At 59.4% G+C, this 16,111-nt stretch carries 15 protein-coding genes and 1 pseudogene; 9 read left to right on the top strand and 7 right to left on the bottom strand.

Going from position 1 to position 16,111, the window contains the following annotated elements:
* Positions 1 to 18 precede the first annotated feature (18 nt).
* The 5 genes from ACK83U_RS07675 (at position 19) to ACK83U_RS07655 (ending at position 4,682) form a co-directional block, all read left to right on the top strand.
* Complete coding sequence (locus ACK83U_RS07675) at positions 19 to 948, top strand: glutaminase (RefSeq protein ID WP_112606392.1); 930 nt, start codon at positions 19 to 21, stop codon at positions 946 to 948.
* A gap of 61 nt (positions 949 to 1,009) precedes the next feature.
* Positions 1,010 to 1,897: a tRNA 2-thiocytidine(32) synthetase TtcA gene (gene ttcA / locus ACK83U_RS07670; RefSeq protein ID WP_112606394.1), complete on the top strand. Its 888-nt coding sequence runs from the start codon at positions 1,010 to 1,012 to the stop codon at positions 1,895 to 1,897.
* Between the two features lie 73 nt (positions 1,898 to 1,970).
* Complete coding sequence (locus ACK83U_RS07665; RefSeq protein WP_112606396.1) at positions 1,971 to 2,798, top strand: inositol monophosphatase family protein; 828 nt, start codon at positions 1,971 to 1,973, stop codon at positions 2,796 to 2,798.
* Positions 2,799 to 2,814: 16 nt separating this feature from the next.
* Positions 2,815 to 3,639, top strand: coding sequence for an inositol monophosphatase family protein (locus tag ACK83U_RS07660; RefSeq protein ID WP_112606398.1), 825 nt, complete (start codon positions 2,815 to 2,817; stop codon positions 3,637 to 3,639).
* A 113-nt stretch (positions 3,640 to 3,752) separates the two neighbouring features.
* Positions 3,753 to 4,682 carry an adenylate/guanylate cyclase domain-containing protein gene (locus tag ACK83U_RS07655; RefSeq protein ID WP_112606400.1) on the top strand — a complete coding sequence of 310 codons (930 nt, stop codon included), beginning with the start codon at positions 3,753 to 3,755 and terminating at the stop codon, positions 4,680 to 4,682.
* Positions 4,683 to 4,701: 19 nt separating this feature from the next.
* Here the strand turns inward: ACK83U_RS07655 and ACK83U_RS07650 are convergent.
* From ACK83U_RS07650 to grxD, 3 genes and pseudogenes are all read right to left on the bottom strand, one after another.
* A pseudogene (locus ACK83U_RS07650) lies at positions 4,702 to 5,954 on the bottom strand (multidrug effflux MFS transporter).
* Positions 5,955 to 6,009: 55 nt separating this feature from the next.
* Positions 6,010 to 7,242, bottom strand: coding sequence for a multidrug effflux MFS transporter (locus tag ACK83U_RS07645; protein WP_112606494.1), 1,233 nt, complete (start codon positions 7,240 to 7,242; stop codon positions 6,010 to 6,012).
* A 139-nt stretch (positions 7,243 to 7,381) separates the two neighbouring features.
* Positions 7,382 to 7,717: a Grx4 family monothiol glutaredoxin gene (grxD, locus tag ACK83U_RS07640; protein WP_112334744.1), complete on the bottom strand. Its 336-nt coding sequence runs from the start codon at positions 7,715 to 7,717 to the stop codon at positions 7,382 to 7,384.
* Positions 7,718 to 8,097: 380 nt separating this feature from the next.
* Between grxD and ACK83U_RS07635 the strand changes: the two genes are divergently transcribed.
* Complete coding sequence (locus ACK83U_RS07635; RefSeq protein WP_112401223.1) at positions 8,098 to 8,400, top strand: hypothetical protein; 303 nt, start codon at positions 8,098 to 8,100, stop codon at positions 8,398 to 8,400.
* 212 nt (positions 8,401 to 8,612) lie between these two features.
* Complete coding sequence (locus ACK83U_RS07630; protein ID WP_112606496.1) at positions 8,613 to 9,812, top strand: hypothetical protein; 1,200 nt, start codon at positions 8,613 to 8,615, stop codon at positions 9,810 to 9,812.
* On the opposite strand, the gene ACK83U_RS07625 is transcribed toward ACK83U_RS07630, so the two are convergent.
* The 4 genes from ACK83U_RS07625 to ACK83U_RS07610 form a co-directional block, all read right to left on the bottom strand.
* Positions 9,798 to 10,031, bottom strand: a complete 234-nt coding sequence (locus ACK83U_RS07625) for a BolA family protein (protein ID WP_004108912.1) — start codon at positions 10,029 to 10,031, stop codon at positions 9,798 to 9,800. The two genes, ACK83U_RS07630 and ACK83U_RS07625, sit on opposite strands and share 15 nt — an antisense overlap.
* A 14-nt stretch (positions 10,032 to 10,045) precedes the next feature.
* Complete coding sequence (gene purL, locus ACK83U_RS07620; protein WP_112606404.1) at positions 10,046 to 12,277, bottom strand: phosphoribosylformylglycinamidine synthase subunit PurL; 2,232 nt, start codon at positions 12,275 to 12,277, stop codon at positions 10,046 to 10,048.
* Between the two features lie 170 nt (positions 12,278 to 12,447).
* Complete coding sequence (locus ACK83U_RS07615; RefSeq protein WP_181476105.1) at positions 12,448 to 13,056, bottom strand: acyloxyacyl hydrolase; 609 nt, start codon at positions 13,054 to 13,056, stop codon at positions 12,448 to 12,450.
* 122 nt (positions 13,057 to 13,178) lie between these two features.
* Entirely contained in the window at positions 13,179 to 14,597 is a 1,419-nt protein-coding gene (locus ACK83U_RS07610; protein WP_112606407.1) for a PLP-dependent aminotransferase family protein, read from the bottom strand.
* A gap of 105 nt (positions 14,598 to 14,702) precedes the next feature.
* Here ACK83U_RS07610 and ACK83U_RS07605 point away from each other — a divergent pair, with 105 nt between their 5' ends.
* Positions 14,703 to 14,948 carry a DUF1127 domain-containing protein gene (locus ACK83U_RS07605; RefSeq protein WP_412474816.1) on the top strand — a complete coding sequence of 82 codons (246 nt, stop codon included), beginning with the start codon at positions 14,703 to 14,705 and terminating at the stop codon, positions 14,946 to 14,948.
* A 279-nt stretch (positions 14,949 to 15,227) separates the two neighbouring features.
* Entirely contained in the window at positions 15,228 to 16,109 is an 882-nt protein-coding gene (locus tag ACK83U_RS07600; protein WP_112606409.1) for an AraC family transcriptional regulator, read from the top strand.
* The last annotated feature ends 2 nt before the right edge of the window (positions 16,110 to 16,111 follow it).

The following is a 16,111-nucleotide window of genomic DNA, read 5'->3' as shown; positions in this document are numbered from 1 at the left end:
TTGTCTTTGGAGCGCCTCATGACGGATTTGCAGGCTATTCTCGACGGCATTCATAACGAGCTTTCGCCGCGCATCGGCGAGGGCAAGGTTGCCGATTACATTCCGGAGCTGGCAAAGGTCGATCCGAAGCAGTTCGGAATGGCAATCGCAACTGTCGACGGCAAAGTCTACAGCATCGGTGATGCCGGCGTTCCTTTCTCCATCCAGAGTATCTCCAAGGTCTTCATGCTGACCTTGGCGCTCGGCAAGGTCGGCGAGAGCTTGTGGAATCGTGTAGGGCGCGAACCATCCGGCACGGCTTTCAACTCCATCGTCCAGCTGGAGCGGGAAGAGGGTATTCCCCGCAATCCCTTCGTCAATGCAGGTGCCATCGCCGTCAGCGATGTCGTACTCGCTGGACACGAGCCGCGCGAGGCGATCGGCGAGCTGCTGCGCTTCGTCCGTTATGTGGCCGACGACGACACGATCAGCATCGATGACAAGGTGGCGCGTTCGGAGACGCAGACGGGCTTCCGCAATTTCGCGCTCGCCAATTTCATGCGCGCGTATGGCAATATCCACCATCCGGTCGAGCATGTGCTCGGTGTCTATTTCCATCAATGTGCGCTTTCCATGAGCTGCCGGCAGCTTGCCAAGGCGGGGCTCTATCTCGCTGCGCGCGGCAGCAATCCGATCACCGGGCACTCCGTCGTCTCGCCGAAGCGGGCGCGGCGCATCAACGCGCTGATGCTGACCTGCGGGCATTATGATGGCTCAGGGGATTTCGCCTATCACGTCGGCCTGCCGGGCAAGAGCGGCGTCGGCGGCGGCATCCTGGCCGTAGCGCCGGGCATTGGCTCGATCGCCGTCTGGTCGCCGGGGCTGAACAAGGTTGGCAATTCCCAGCTGGGTGCCGTGGCATTGGAAATGCTGGCAGCGCACACCGGCTGGTCGGTGTTCGGTGATTGATACCCATGTCTTCTCGTCCCGCTTTCTGTTATCAGCGTGGCGAGATCCAAGGAATGACGGAATGAATATCGCGACCACGGTGAAAGACGACATCGATATCGAGGCTGAAGATGGCGGCTCTGCCGCGCATCCGATGTTTTCCGATGCGCCGCGCTCCGTTTCCTTCAACAAGCTTCGTAAACGCCTGTTGCGGCAGGTGCGCCAGGCTATGGAAGACTTCCAGATGCTAAAGGGCCAGAAGCGCTGGCTGGTTGGCCTTTCCGGAGGCAAGGATTCCTACGGTCTGCTGGCGCTCTTGCTTGACCTGAAATGGCGTGGCCTGCTGCCGGTGGAAATCCTCGCCTGCAATCTCGATCAGGGCCAGCCGAATTTCCCGAAGCATATTCTGCCCGAATACCTCACGAAGATCGGCGTTACGCATCGCATCGAGTATCGCGACACTTATTCGATCGTGAAGGAGAAGGTGCCGGAGGGAGCGACCTATTGCTCGCTCTGTTCGCGCCTGCGCCGCGGTAATCTTTATCGCATCGCCCGCGAGGAGGGCTGCGATGCGCTGGTGCTGGGCCATCATCGCGAGGATATTCTCGAGACCTTCTTTATGAACTTCTTCCATGGCGGACGGCTGGCCTCGATGCCGGCGAAGCTGCTCAATGACGAAGGCGATTTGATGCTTCTGCGTCCGCTAGCCTATGCCGCCGAGGACGATCTTGCCAAATTTGCTGTCGCCATGCAGTTTCCGATCATTCCCTGCGATCTTTGCGGCTCGCAGGATGGGCTGCAACGCAATGCCATGAAGGACATGCTCGCCGATATCGAACGCCGCATGCCTGGCCGCAAGGATACGATGCTGCGTGCACTGGCGCATGTGAACCCGTCACACCTGCTCGACCCTAAACTGTTCGATTTCGCTGGGTTGATGACACAGGGGTCTTCCAGCGATCCAACGTAAATTCAGCGCTTTTGCCACACCGATGTCATCGAATCGGGCATAAGAGGAAGCCCTTTCAAAACAGAGGCTTCCTATGAATTTCTCCGATGCTGATTTCGACTATGTGATGACGATCGTTGCCGAAGCGGCGTCAAAGGAAATCATGCTGCGCTTCCGCAATCTGGATGCCGGCGATGTATCGGAAAAGACCTCGGCTATCGACCTCGTGACGGATGCTGATCTTCTGGCTGAGCGGCACATCACCGCGGCGTTGAAGACACGGTTTCCAAAGGCCGTCATCGTGGGCGAAGAAGCCTATGAGGCCGACAAGTCCGTCGTGCCGGCGCTGGCGCATGCGGAATTGGCTTTCACCATCGACCCGGTGGACGGCACATTCAATTTCGCGGCCGGACTGCCTGTCTTCGGGACGATTGTCGCCGTCATCGCCAATGGCGAGACGATCGCGAGCATCATCCACGATCCCGTGCTTGGCGACACCCTGACCGCCATGAAAGGCGGCGGCACTTTCCTGCGCCGGCAAACCGGGCAGGCGAGGCGGCTTGCCGTCGCCGCGCCGGCGCCTTTGAACGCGATGACGGGCGCCATTTCCTGGGGGCATATGGATGAGCCCGAGCGGTCACGCATCTGCGGCAATCTATCGAAGACCCGTATGGCTTTCTCGCTCAATTGCTCGGCTTACGAATATTGGATGGTGGCGTCGGGCAAATGGCATTTCATCGGCCATTCCAAATTGATGCCGTGGGATCATCTGGCCGGCGTGCTGGCGCATCAGGAAGCGGGCGGCTATACCGCCAAATTCGATGGTACGCCCTACAAGCCCGGCGAAACGACCGGCGGCATCATTTCTGCGCCTGACGAGGAAAGCTGGCGGATGATCCGCCGTGAGATCATCGGCGCCTGACGCGAAAGGAAAAAGCATGACATCGCTCGTTGACGTTACCACGCTTGCTCATGTGCTGCGCCGCGCGGCGCAGACGGAGATCCTGCCGCGTTTTCGCAGGCTCGGCAGCGACGATATCCGCGCCAAGAGCGAGGCGACGGATCTGGTGACGGAAGCCGACGAGCGGGCCGAGCGCATGATCAAGGCAGAGGTTTCGCGCCTCTGGCCCGAAGCGCTGTTCATCGGCGAGGAATCGGTTGCGGCCGACCCGTCGCTACTGAAGAAGCTGCAGGATGCCGATCTCGCCATCATCGTCGATCCCGTCGACGGCACGTTCAACTTTGCTGCGGGCATTCCAGCCTTCGGCGTTATGGCTTCGGTGGTCTCGAAGGGAGAAACCGTTGCCGGCATCATTTTCGACCCGATGGGCGACGACTGGGTGCTGGCGGAACGGGGCAGCGGCGCATGGCTGCGGCGGCCGGACGGCGAGACGCTACGTCTCAACGTTGCTCCGTCCGTCCCGCTGGAAGAGCTGGTCGGCATGGCGGCCACCGGTTTTCTGCCCAAGGAAAAGCGCGCGGAGATCATGGGTAATCTCGCCAAGGTGCGCTACACGACCTGCTATCGCTGCGCGGCGCATGAGTACCGCACGCTCGCGGGCGGCTATGTACACTATCTCATGTACAACAAGCTGATGCCCTGGGATCATCTGGCGGGATCGCTGATCTCTGCCGAATCCGGCGCCTATGTTCGCCGTTTCGACGGTTCGCCCTATTTGCCGCATCACCTCGACGGCGGGCTGCTGGTTGCGGCGGACAAGGATACCTGGGAGCTGTTGCGGTGCGAAGTCTTCACTCTTTGAGGTGAACCAGGCCACGATAGCCGGCGAGGCCTCTTGGAAAGTAACGGTTGGAGGGCTATCTTTGCTCCAACAGGCAAGAGCCTTGGTCGGCGCTTGCCGCGGGGATGAGACAGATGTCCGAGACGAGCCGCAAGCTGACCACCATTTTCTGCGCCGATGTGCAGGATTATACGCGCCTCATGGGAAAGGACGAGGAGGGGACGCTTTCAACCCTTCGTCGTTACCGCGATGCGATGAAAAGGCTGATCGAAGCCCATGGCGGTCGGGTCATCAACACCTGGGGCGATGGCGTCTTCGCCGAGTTTCCAAGCGTCGTCGAGGCCGTGCGCGCGGCGATCGACACGCAGAACGAGCTTGCCGGCTACAATGCCGTAATCAATCCCGACAAGCAGATGCTCTTTCGCATCGGCCTCAATCTCGGTGATGTGATCGCCGATGGCGACGATCTCTATGGAGACGGCGTCAATATTGCAGCTCGGCTGCAGTCGCGCGCCGCTCCAGGTGGCATCGTCATTTCCAACACCGTCTATGATCAGGTCCGCAACAAGGTGGCGGTCGGTTTCGATTTTCTCGGGCAGCTCGAGGTCAAAAACATCGAAGGCGGCGTGCCGAGCTATGCGGTGCGGATCGGCGGCGTGCAGGTTGTCGACACTACAGCGGATTATCACTCGGCTCCGAAGCCGGCTCCTGCGCGGGCGCCCGAGCCTGTAGCGCAGGAACCCGCGTTGCAAGACTGGCGCCGGAGCTACGCCGCGCCGCTTGTCGTCTGCATCGGGCTTGCCATACTCAACGGCCTGACTTGGCACGGTGAGTTCTGGGCAAAATGGCCCATACTCGCCATTCTATGGGTTGCGACGTTTCGCTACGTTCGCAGCAACAAGCAGATCGATATGGCGATTGCCGGCCTTGTCATTACCGGCATCGGCCTAGTGACGATCAATCTTTTCGCCTGGCAGGGCACACCGTGGGCGATCTGGCCATTGTTCGGGCTCGCGATCGCCGCGGCACTGCGCTGGGTCCGCCGGCCGCGCAGCGGCATGTGAGGACGGCAGGCAACGTCGTTCAGACGTGCCCAATTCCGGGCTCCAGCGCCGGGTATCGCCAGGATGGGTGAAGAGCTTGCCCTTTTCAGCCCATAGCGTCGCAACGATCGACAGCGCGCCAAATACCGTGAAGCCAGCAAGCAGCGGCTGTGCCGTGCCATCGAACATCTGGCCGACGACGCCGCCAAGCAGGACGCCGACTGTCGTGGAGACCGAGCTGGTGATGGCGGCTGCCGTTCCCGCCAGGTGTCCCATCGGCTCCAGGCTGATGGCCATGCAGTTGGTGGTGATGACGGCGAACATCATCAGCATGACCGAGATCAGTACATAAATGAAGGTGAAGCTCGGCTGGCCGAACATGCCGACGATGTAGCCGATGGCGCCTAAAACGGTGAAAACGATCATGGCGGCATGGGAAATACGGCGCATGCCGAAGCTGCGGACGAAATAGCCATTGGCAAATTGTGCGACGGCGGTGCCGGCTGCCGTTGCCGCGAAGGCGATCGGGAACGTGTCCCCAAGGCCGTAGACTTCGCCGAAGACCTGCTGCACGGAGACGATGTAGGCGCAGATAATGCCGGTATATAGCGTCAGCCCGATCATGTAGCCGCAGGTGATGCGGTTGGTCAGCACCGTCTTGAAGCCCGAAAGAACCGACGAAACAGAAAGCGGCAGGCGCTCTTCAGCGGGCAGCGTCTCCTTCATACGGAAGAAAGCGACCAGGAAGAGGCCGGCGCTGACGATGCCGAGCAGGATGAAGATCCATTGCCAGTTCGAATAGGCAACGATCATCTGACCGACGAAGGGCGCGACCATCGGCATGATCATGAATACGATCATGACATAGGACATGACGCGGGCCATTTCGCGACCGCCGAAGCAATCGCGGACGATGGCGAGCGTCGTGATGCGCACGGCCGCAGCGCCGACGCCCTGGGCAAAGCGCATGGCAAGCAAGGCAAACAGGCTGCCGCTCCAGGCGGCGGCAAACAGGGTCACCGTATAGAAGGCAAGACCGCCAAGCAGGATGTATCGTCGGCCATAGGTGTCCGACAGGCTGCCGAAGAAAAGCTGACAGACGCCGAATCCGAGGAAATAGACGCCTATGACGAGCTGGATGTCGTTCGGATTGGCGACATTAAGCGACTGGCCGATATTCGGCAGCGCCGGCAGCATGCTGTCGATGCCCATGGAAATGCTGGCAGTCATCAAGGCGATCGTGAGGATGAATTCCACGATGCCAAGACCGATGCGGCTGGAGCCGGACTGCATCGGCGGCTGAGCCGGCGACTGTGATTGAGGCGGGGTTGTCATTCGAATATGCCTGTCAATGTAAAGCGAGAGACTGATCGGCCGGAGGCGGCGCATTGTGCGGGCGGAAGAGGCGCCCCCTTTCGGCGATCACCACGAACACCAGACCGATCAGCGAAACGGTGAAGTAACCGATGACCATCGGCGTTGCCGTACCGTTGAAATACTGGCCGATACCGGCGCCAATCGAGGCGCCGCCGACCGTGCTCATGAAGCCGAGCACCGAGGAGGCGGTGCCGGCGACATGGCCGAGCGGCTCCATGGCAAGAGAATTGAAATTCGAGCCGATCCAGCCGAACTGGAACATTGCCAGCGCGAAAAACAGCATGAACAGTGGGAAGGGCATCGGTGCCGGGCCATAGAGCTGCACCAGCATCCAAATGAAGGTGATGAAGGAGAAGCCGAGCAATGCCGCATGGGAAAGCCGCCGCATGCCGAAGCGGCCGACGAGCTGTGAGTTTATGAAGGAGGACAGCGCCATGAAAAGCGCAACGCCGCCAAAGGCAACCGGCGTGTACACGCCCAACCCGTAAATGCCGCTATAGATCTGCTGCGCCGAATTGATGAAGCCGAACAGCGCTCCGAACAGGAACGTGCTGGCCAAGGTGTAACAGAGCGCTACACGGTTTGTCAGAACCATCCTGAAGCCGGAGGCTACCGATCTGATAGTCAGCGGACGGACATTTTCCGGCTTCAATGTCTCCGGAAGCCGGAAATACATCCAGAGACCGACGAGCGTCGCCATGGTGCCGATGAAGACGAAGATCATGTGCCAGGTGCTGATGAGCATGATGATCTGACCGCTTCCCGGCGCGATGACTGGCACGATCATGAACACCATCATGATGAGCGACATCACTTCGGCCATCAGGCGGCCGCCGAAGACATCACGGACGATGGAAATGGTAATGACGCGCGTCGCCGCCGATCCTAGACCTTGAATGAAGCGGAGCGCGAGGAGGCCGGCAAAAGACGGGATAAGGGCAATGCCGAACGCGGAGATGACGTAAACGGTCAGGCCGATCAGCAGGGGTAGGCGGCGGCCGAAGCGATCCGACAAGGGGCCGTAGATGAGCTGCGCCGAGCCGAAGCCGATCAGATAGGCCGTCACCACATATTGCCGATGATTCTCGTTCATCACGCCGAGGCTGGAACCGATCTGCTGCAATGCGGGGAGCATGATGTCGATGGCAAGCGAATTGATCGCCATCAGAAAGGCCGCGAGTACGATGAACTCGCGTTTGCCCATGGGCAGCTGCCCCTGGGACATGGCCTGGGATGAAGTCGTCACGGTTTTATTCCCATAAACATGTCAAGGCGCCGCCCGGCGGCAGCGCCCAATTGATCAAATTTAACTATGGAAACCGGACGAGTAGCCCGGTGCCCGGTCAGGCGGCGCCGCGAACGCTGATGCCGTGTTCCTGAAGGTGTTGCTGCAACTCGCCCGCCTGGAACATCTCGCGCACGATATCGCAGCCGCCGATGAATTCGCCCTTCACGTAAAGCTGCGGAATGGTCGGCCAGTTGGAATAGTCCTTGATGCCCTGGCGAATCTCTGCATCGGCAAGGACATTGACGCCCTTATAGTCGACGCCGATATAGTCGAGAATCTGGACCACCTGGCCGGAGAAGCCACACTGCGGAAACTGGGGCGTGCCTTTCATGAAAAGAACGACGTCATTGTTCTTAACTTCATTATCGATGAATTCGTGAATGCCGCTCATTGTCCAGTTCCTTTCACATGCGGGGTCAAGGCCCGCAGCGTTACATCTGTCCCTTAAATAGCAAGCAGCCGACAAGATTTCCAGCCGCAAAACATACGCATCGTTTTTTTCATCGCATGAATGGACTCGCGGTTTTACCGCCTGAGACCACAGTGAATATGACCTATTGAGCTGATTTTCTGAATAGTGCGTTTTGAAAACGACACTTCAACTCCGTGCCTGAACAACACACATGAATGTGAAGCAAGGGACGGTTAATAGTAGTCTGCTATCTAATTTACAAACGATCGGTATGTTTGTAAAAGTGTTTCGATTGATGCGATTTGGCGCGTATCGGTCCCTTGTGAGCATTGCAGTCGCATTTTGAGGGAGCGGACACCATGAGCCACCACCATTATTCAGACGGGCAGGTTGGTGAAGAGCGCGAATTTTATAGCTCTGAAGACACCAGCGAAGGCGAGCGGGAATATTTCGAGCACGTGCGCACGCCAAGAGCATCGATCCTGAATAGCGCCGTGACCGTCAGTGCCATCGTCCTTATATTGAGCATCGCTTTCGGCTATCGTGCCGCGACCGCGCCGACACAGCAGCGGGTGGCGTCTCCTATCGCCGAAAAAATCATGATTGCTCCACCGGTAGACTCATGTGCCGAGGCTTCTCCATATCCTCGCCATGAATGCTGAGACAATGCTGTTGCCGCAGCAATACGCGATGGCGGCAGGATTTTTGTGAGCAGATTCCTGTCCGCTTAAAGCCTTATTCGTCAACACTTATTCCACTGTTGCTATTTTCAACAGATCATGCTGCTCCGCCATGAAAAAGCCGACAGTCCATGATCATGGCCATCTGCAGTTTTTATCAGTACTATCGGCGCGCCTCGGGGACAGACTACAATATGAATCCTATCAAGAAGAGGGTGGTTCTCCACTTCCCTGGCTTCGAGCCGCTGGACGCTGCCGCACACCGGGCTCGTTACGAGCGTTCTGCGCGACAGAGCGCTGCCGCCTGGGATTTCACCGCGTCGGTGGACGAAATGAAGAATTTCGGCCGTGCGCCGTATTTCGATGTCACGGCGACGGCTGCAGGCTGGCATACGCAAAGCCGCATTCATATCGTCGATCATAACGATCTGGTTGCCACGCTGAATGGGAGGCCATTCTTCACACGGTTGATGCAGGGCTACCTCGCTGCTGCAAAAGTTGCCGCTTCGGGCGGCATGACCGGCTATTTCCGTCATGCATGGCGCTTCGGCCTGTTCTTTATCTTTCCCTTTCTGCTGATGCTTGCGGGGCTGATTCTCAGCCTGTCGATCGCGTTTGCACCGATCCTTTTCGGGCTGCCGGCCTGGAGCCATATCGGCAGCATCGCGCTCGCAATCGCCTTTTTCGTCTATGTTTTCCTGCCGCAAGCCGAAAAGCTGCATACTCTGCATCTCTTTTCCGATTGGGAGATGGCGGTTGCGATAGCGGGTTTGAACGGAATAGGCGCAGAACAGTGGCTGGAAGCCGGCGCCGTCAGCGTCCGGCAAGCCTTGGATGAGCCCGACGTCGAAGAGTTCGTCATCTCCTCGCATAGCATGGGCTCGTCCGTGGCAGCTCACGTGGTCGGCTTGTTGCTGGAGCGCGAGCCGGACCTGCTGCAAAGCAAGCGCGTGGTGTTTACGACCCTTGGCAGTGCCATCCTGCAATGTGCTCTCATGCGGCCGGCAAAGGTGTTGCGCTCACGCGTCGGATTGATCGCGCGCTGCAAGGACATCTTCTGGCTCGACGTTCACTGCCTGACCGACGCAATCCATTTTTATAAGGCGAAAGTCGCGGCTGTTTGCGGCCATGAGGATGTCCGGCAGGCTTCGATCCTCTTCGTGCGCTTCAAGCAGATGCTGTCGGAAAAGCATTACAAGAAGATCAAGCGGGATTTCCTGCGAGTTCACCGGCAATATGTGCTCGGTCCCGATCTCAGGGCCTTCTTCGATTTCACGCTGATGACGGCCGGTCCGTTGCCGGCTGCGGATTTCGCTGAATTCTCAGTGAAGAGATTGCCGGAGCTGAGCTTCAACTCCGGCGAAGCGGCGCAGGCGCTCTCAGTCGGGCGCTGACGTCTGCAGCGCGAGGGCGTGCAGAACACCGCCCATATTGCCCTTCAGGGCATCATAGACCATCTGGTGCTGCTGCACGCGGCTCTTGCCGCGGAAGGCTTCCGCGACAACTTCGGCTGCATAGTGATCGCCATCCCCGGCCAGGTCGCGAATTGTCACCTTGGCGCCGGGAATGCCCGCCTTGATCATATCTTCGATATCGCCGGGGTTCATTGGCATGAGTGGTACCTCGATTATTCAGCGGCGGCGAGAGCGCTGCCATCCATGAAGGCAGGAAACCACGATTCATGCGCCTCACGCAACTGTTCAACCGGAAGCGTTAACAACCCATCGATAACGAGTGCATCGCCCCCGACCGTTCCCAGACGGCGGAAGGGCACGCCGGCGCTTTCAGCATTGATGCAGACGAAATCGGCGACATCGGCCGGTACGGCGACAACATAACGGGCCTGATCCTCGCCGAAGAGGGCGGCATGTGGCAGGGTCTTGTGTTCGGAGAGATCAATGTTCAGGCCCTTGCCGGATGCCATCGCCATTTCTGCGAGTGCCAACGCCAGTCCGCCGGACGATATGTCGTGGCAGGCCGAGACCTGGCCGTTGCGGATGGCGGAGCGGACGAAATCGCCGTTGCGGCGCTCGGCAAAGAGATCGACTTCCGGAGCCGGGCCGTCGGTTGAGCCGAGGATGTCGCGGAGATAGATCGAGGAGCCGAGATGGCTGCCGTCGACACCGATCATCAAAACGTGGTCACCTTCCGAAGCGGAGCCGATGCGGGCCATGGCCTTCCAATCCGGCAGTAGGCCGACGCCCGCGATGGTCGGGGTCGGCAGGATCGCGATGCCATTGGTCTCGTTGTAGAGCGAGACATTGCCGGAGACGATAGGGAAATCCAGCGCGCGGCAGGCTTCGCCGATGCCTTTAATGGCGCCAACGAACTGGCCCATGATCTCGGGCTTTTCCGGATTGCCGAAGTTCAGATTGTCGGTCGCGGCTAGCGGCTCGGCACCGGTTGCGGTGATGTTGCGCCAGCATTCGGCGACGGCCTGCTTGCCGCCTTCGAAGGGATCAGCCTCGACATAGCGCGGCGTGACGTCGGAGGAGAAGGCGAGAGCCTTGGTCGCATGGCCTTCGACGCGGACGACGCCGGCGTCGCCGCCTGGGAGCTGCAGCGAATTGCCCTGGATCAGCGTATCGTACTGCTCGTAGACCCAGCGGCGGCTGGACTGGTTGGCGGAGCCAACGAGCTTCAGCAAAGCCTGACCATAATCTTCCGGCGCGGCAACCAGATCAGCGGGCAGGGCGGCGCGCTTGTCGGATTCCCGCCACGGACGGTCATATTCCGGAGCCTGGTCACCGAGATCCTTGATCGGCAGGTTAGCGACTTCCTCGCCCTGATGGATGACCCGGAAACGAAGATCGTCGGTCGTCTTGCCGACGATGGCGAAATCCAGGCCCCATTTGACGAAGATCGCCTTGGCGACGGCTTCCTTTTCTGGCTGCAGCACCATGAGCATGCGTTCCTGGCTTTCCGACAGCATCATTTCATAGGCCGTCATCTGCTCTTCGCGCACCGGCACCTTGTCGAGATCGAGCTCGATGCCGAGGTCGCCCTTGGCGCCCATTTCGACGGCGGAGCAGGTAAGGCCAGCCGCACCCATGTCCTGGATGGCGATAACGGCGCCCGTCTGCATCAGTTCCAGGCAGGCTTCCAGCAGGCACTTTTCGGTGAAGGGGTCGCCGACTTGAACGGTCGGGCGCTTTTCCTCGATCGATTCGTCGAATTCGGCAGACGCCATGGTCGCGCCGCCGACGCCATCACGGCCGGTCTTGGCGCCGAGATAGACGACCGGCAGGCCAACGCCCTTGGCTTCCGAAAGGAAGATCGCATTGGACTTGGCAAGACCGGCCGCAAAGGCGTTGACCAGGATATTGCCGTTGTAGCGCGCATCGAACTCGACTTCGCCGCCAACAGTCGGAACGCCGAAGGAATTGCCATAGCCGCCAACACCGGCAACGACGCCGGAGACGAGGTGGCGGGTCTTCGGATGATCCGGTTCACCGAAGCGCAAGGCATTCATGGCAGCGACCGGGCGAGCACCCATGGTGAAGACGTCGCGCAAGATGCCGCCGACGCCTGTGGCAGCACCCTGATACGGCTCGATGTAGGACGGATGGTTGTGGCTCTCCATTTTGAAGACGACGCAATCGCCGTCATCGATGTCAACAACGCCGGCATTCTCGCCCGGCCCCTGAATGACGCGCGGCCCCTTGGTCGGCAGGGTGCGGAGCCACTTCTTGGAGGACTTGTACGAGCAATGCTCGTTCCACATGGCCGAAAAGATGCCGAGCTCGGTGAACGTGGGCTCGCGGCCGATCAGATCCAGAATGCGCTGATATTCATCCGGCTTGAGGCCGTGGGCGGCAATCAGCTCGGGGGTGATCTGGATCGTATTGGAAATGGTCATGGGCGCTCGAGTGTCCTTGCCTGTAAAGGGTTTGAAGACCGGTCAGGGATCGGGGTCTCTTTAGCGCAACTCTCCTTGTCGTGCGACAGGAAAATCACCGGCGTTCACAACACGCCGGTGTAGATGCAGCGAAAATCAAGCGTGCGGCCATGGGCGGCCGTTTCGCAAGGTTAGAATTTATAGCCGACCATGATGCCGGCGCGCGTCATGCCGCCATTAGGCCCATCGCAAAGATTGGCATGGGACGAGTGCGCGATCTGCGCCATTACGTTCCAATGATTATCGAAATTGTAGCCGAGGCCGGCATATTCGTGGAAGAGCAGGCGGCAGCCGAGCATCGGACCGTGCTCTCGCCAGTCATCCAGGTTGCCGGTGTGCACCGTGCCGCCGAAGCCGAGTTCCGTGAAGATGCCGTTGCTATTCGTGAGCGTCCAGGAAAGGCCACCATAGACCTGCGTCGCGGAGCCCGACGTACCAATGGACGTGCCTACATGGATACGAGGATGGGTCAGCTGATCCTTCCAGTCGGCGGTCGGATTGTAGCCGAACGGATTGAAGAGAACCTGGACATCCGGGAAGACGCCGCTTTCGTGCTCGTTGCCGCTCTGGACGGAGCCGCTTGCGCCAAAACGCAGTTCGTCGAAAATCTTGACTTGAGGGGCGGGTGCCGCCGCCACGGTGTCGGCGGCGATTGCGGTCGATTGACCCGCAACGAATATCGAACTGACTGTCAGAAAACTCAAAACTAAACGCTTGCTGAAAAAGCCTGCAATAGCCATGCGCTCCCCCTAGTGTAGCGGGCGAATCCTCACTTTCATTGATAGAATGGTAGCGTGCTAAGTGTCGAGGCGACGAACGCACATTTGCGCAAGATGTCTGTCGATAAATTGATAAGGCTTGCTTAAATGTGACTATCGTAACCCGATGAGCCGTTTTCCAACAACCTGCGTAATGTCATGAACCCGGCGGCAACATCTTTTCGCTGTGGTGGTGACGAAAAGGCGACGCGGACGCGATGATAGACCCTATCGATTCGGGCGGCCTTGAATTCATCCTCGTCATCGATGAGCACTCCTTCGGAGAGGGCTGCATTCTTGAAGGTACCCGAAAGCCAGGGTTCCGGCAGCTTCAGCCACAGGAATGGCAGATGCGGATGCGAATTGAACTCGAAGCCCGATAGTGCCTCACGTGCCAATTGCTCACGTGCCTTGATCTCTTCGACGGACTTGCGGCGCAGTTCCAGGGCATGACCGCCGAGTACGAGCCGGGCGCAGGTTTCGGCCAATATGAAAGGCAAGCCGCCCGTCGTCATCTTGTGCGTAACCTTGATGCGTTGGGCGAAATGCGGCGGGCAAGCGACCCAGCCGCCGCGCACGCCGGCTGTCACCGATTTAGACAAGCTGCTGACGACGAACGTCCGCTCAGGCGCAATGGCCGCCATCAGCGGGTTCTGGTCGCCGGTCATGCCGCCATAGAGGTCGTCCTCGATCAGCCATACGCTGTGGCGGCGGGCAATGGCGGCAATCGCCCGGCGTCTTGCCTCCGGCATTGTCACCAGCGTGGGATTATGAGCTGTCGGCATCAAAAAGGCGAGGCGCGGATGCTGCTGCTGGCAGAGACGTTCGAAATCCTCCGGGATCATCCCGTGCTCGTCCGAATCCACGAGGATCGAGCGCCTTCCGAGCAGGCGTGCGGCGCGGCTGATCTGCGTATAGGTGAGGTTCTCGAAGACGATCTTGTCGCCCGGCGAGGTGACGGCGGAAATGACTGCTATGGCGGCGGCGTGCGCGCCGAGCGTCGGCACGATCGTTTCGATTGCCGGCTTCCAGCCGTTTCGGGCGAGCCATATCTGCCCGGCCTCAAACCAGTTTGCCGGGAAGTTCCTTGAATAGGAAGATATCTCGGATTGATGCTCGCTGCTGATGTCGGCGAAAAGCTTGCCGATGATCGTGCCCTGGCCGATGTCGGGAGCGGCCGTCGTGTCGAAGCGGATCTTGGCGTCGGGCGTATTCAGACCGCGGGTACCGGCAAGCGCCTGCGTGATCGGATCGACAGGCTCGATCTGCTTGCCGTTCGAACGCTCGAGAACATAGGTGCCGCGGCCGACTTCGCCAGCGACGAGGCCGCGTTCATGCACAAGGGCGTAGGCCCGGCTGACCGTGCCGATGGTAACGCCGATATCATAGGCGAGATTGCGCTGCGGCGGCAGCTTGGTGCCCGGCGGCAAGACGCCATGGGTGATCGCATTTTCGATGCTGTCGGCCACACGGATGTAAACCGGGCCGGTTCCGCTTGAAATGTCAGGGAGCCAATTTGTCATAATGACAATTTCCTAGATTGTCCCCGTTGTTGAGTCAAGAGTATGAGTCAATTTGTACCATTTGGCTCGGTACATCAAAATTGTCATCATCGTCTGGAAACGAAAATGAGCACAATAGGTACAATCTGTTCGACCGAGGCTAGAGGCGCCCGTTCGGTGAACATGGAGAGTGCGGCGGCGCAGCCAAGGCCGCAGGTAGTGCGTCGGCTCTGGGCACTTTACCTGCATTGGCGGGAGAAGCGCGAAGGACGGCGGGTTCTGAGGGATCTGACGGATGACCAGTTGCTCGACATAGGCCTGACACGCCGCCAGGCGGTCAAGGAGGTCAATAAGTCGTTCTTTTGGGATTGAGAACGGTTGGCGTCAACTCATAGACGTGCAACCACAGCCGTGACGAGACGAGCGGGATCGGAAAGCCCGGGCCATCGACCACGACTTGGAGCTTGGTCGTGGTCCGTGTCGTGATCGATCGAGACAATGATCTGCCCCTTGTATGCCGCTTATCCACAAATGGGGCGCGCTCCGTAAACGGTCCTTGGCGATATTCTGCAGAGCATGACAGAACAGCAAGGTCGGTCGAGCGCGCCATGCCTGCGTACGCCTAATTGATGTGGCCACGCAGGAGGGACGATGAAGACGGCGCTTCACAACTATCGAGCACGAATGCTGCGAGTGCTGGACCACATCGACCGGCATCTTGACAGTGATCTGGACTTGGAAACGGTGAGCGATATTGCGGCCTTTTCGAAGTTCCATTTCCATCGGCAGTTTACGGCGACCTTCGGGTTGTCCGTACATCGCTATATCCAGCTTGCCCGCCTGAAACGGGCGTCGCACCGGTTGGCCTACACGGGCGACCAAAGCGTCACGGACATAGCGATGGATGCCGGCTATGACGCACCGGACGCCTTCGCCCGCGCCTTTCGGCAAAGGTTCGGGCAATCGCCTTCGTCGTTCCGGAAGTCTCCGGACTGGGAGCCGTGGCTTGCGGCCTTAGGGCCTTTCGACAACGCAAGGAGCAAGCTCATGCAGAAGACCTTTACCTTTGACGACGTAACAATCCGCGAGGTGCCGGTGACGCCGGTAGCGATCATGGAGCATCGGGGCGACCCTGCGACAATCGGCGCCACCATCCAGCAGTTCATCGCGTGGCGTAAGGCCGCGGGCCTGCATCCGAAGACAAATCCGACCTTCAATGTCTGGCGTTCCGAGCGGCGCCCCGCGTCGCCAGCGGACTATAGCATGGACCTTTGTGTCGGGACCGACCAGCCGATCGAGACGAACGGCGGGGAGATCATCGTCGGTGAGATACCCGGCGGGCGCTGCGCGGTCCTGCGTGTGGTCGGCCACACCGACAATCTAGAGCCAGCCGCGCTCTATCTTTATCGCGACTGGCTTCCGGCCAGCGGCGAGGAAGCTCGTGACTTCCCGATCTATTGCCAGCGACTTGCCTTCTTCCCGGAGGTTCCGGAGCACGAAGCGGTCGCGGAACTGTTTTTGCCGCTGAAATGACG

This window comes from Rhizobium sp. WW22, from assembly GCF_047041135.1.
GTDB lineage: Bacteria > Pseudomonadota > Alphaproteobacteria > Rhizobiales > Rhizobiaceae > Rhizobium.
This window is presented reverse-complemented; position numbering and strand designations above follow the sequence as displayed.

Bases quoted from the DNA above. Each gene is read 5' to 3' on its own strand.
- ACK83U_RS07605 (WP_412474816.1), top strand. From the start codon at position 14,703: ATGAGCACAATAGGTACAATCTGTTCGACCGAGGCTAGAGGCGCCCGT.
- ACK83U_RS07655 (WP_112606400.1), top strand. From the start codon at position 3,753: ATGTCCGAGACGAGCCGCAAGCTGACCACCATTTTCTGCGCCGATGTG.
- ACK83U_RS07665 (WP_112606396.1), top strand. From the start codon at position 1,971: ATGAATTTCTCCGATGCTGATTTCGACTATGTGATGACGATCGTTGCC.
- purL (WP_112606404.1), bottom strand. From the start codon at position 12,277: ATGACCATTTCCAATACGATCCAGATCACCCCCGAGCTGATTGCCGCC.
- ACK83U_RS07600 (WP_112606409.1), top strand. From the start codon at position 15,228: ATGAAGACGGCGCTTCACAACTATCGAGCACGAATGCTGCGAGTGCTG.
- ttcA (WP_112606394.1), top strand. From the start codon at position 1,010: ATGAATATCGCGACCACGGTGAAAGACGACATCGATATCGAGGCTGAA.
- ACK83U_RS07645 (WP_112606494.1), bottom strand. From the start codon at position 7,242: ATGGGCAAACGCGAGTTCATCGTACTCGCGGCCTTTCTGATGGCGATC.
- grxD (WP_112334744.1), bottom strand. From the start codon at position 7,717: ATGAGCGGCATTCACGAATTCATCGATAATGAAGTTAAGAACAATGAC.
- ACK83U_RS07615 (WP_181476105.1), bottom strand. From the start codon at position 13,056: ATGGCTATTGCAGGCTTTTTCAGCAAGCGTTTAGTTTTGAGTTTTCTG.
- ACK83U_RS07660 (WP_112606398.1), top strand. From the start codon at position 2,815: ATGACATCGCTCGTTGACGTTACCACGCTTGCTCATGTGCTGCGCCGC.
- ACK83U_RS07635 (WP_112401223.1), top strand. From the start codon at position 8,098: ATGAGCCACCACCATTATTCAGACGGGCAGGTTGGTGAAGAGCGCGAA.
- ACK83U_RS07625 (WP_004108912.1), bottom strand. From the start codon at position 10,031: ATGCCAATGAACCCCGGCGATATCGAAGATATGATCAAGGCGGGCATT.
- ACK83U_RS07675 (WP_112606392.1), top strand. From the start codon at position 19: ATGACGGATTTGCAGGCTATTCTCGACGGCATTCATAACGAGCTTTCG.
- ACK83U_RS07630 (WP_112606496.1), top strand. From the start codon at position 8,613: ATGAATCCTATCAAGAAGAGGGTGGTTCTCCACTTCCCTGGCTTCGAG.
- ACK83U_RS07610 (WP_112606407.1), bottom strand. From the start codon at position 14,597: ATGACAAATTGGCTCCCTGACATTTCAAGCGGAACCGGCCCGGTTTAC.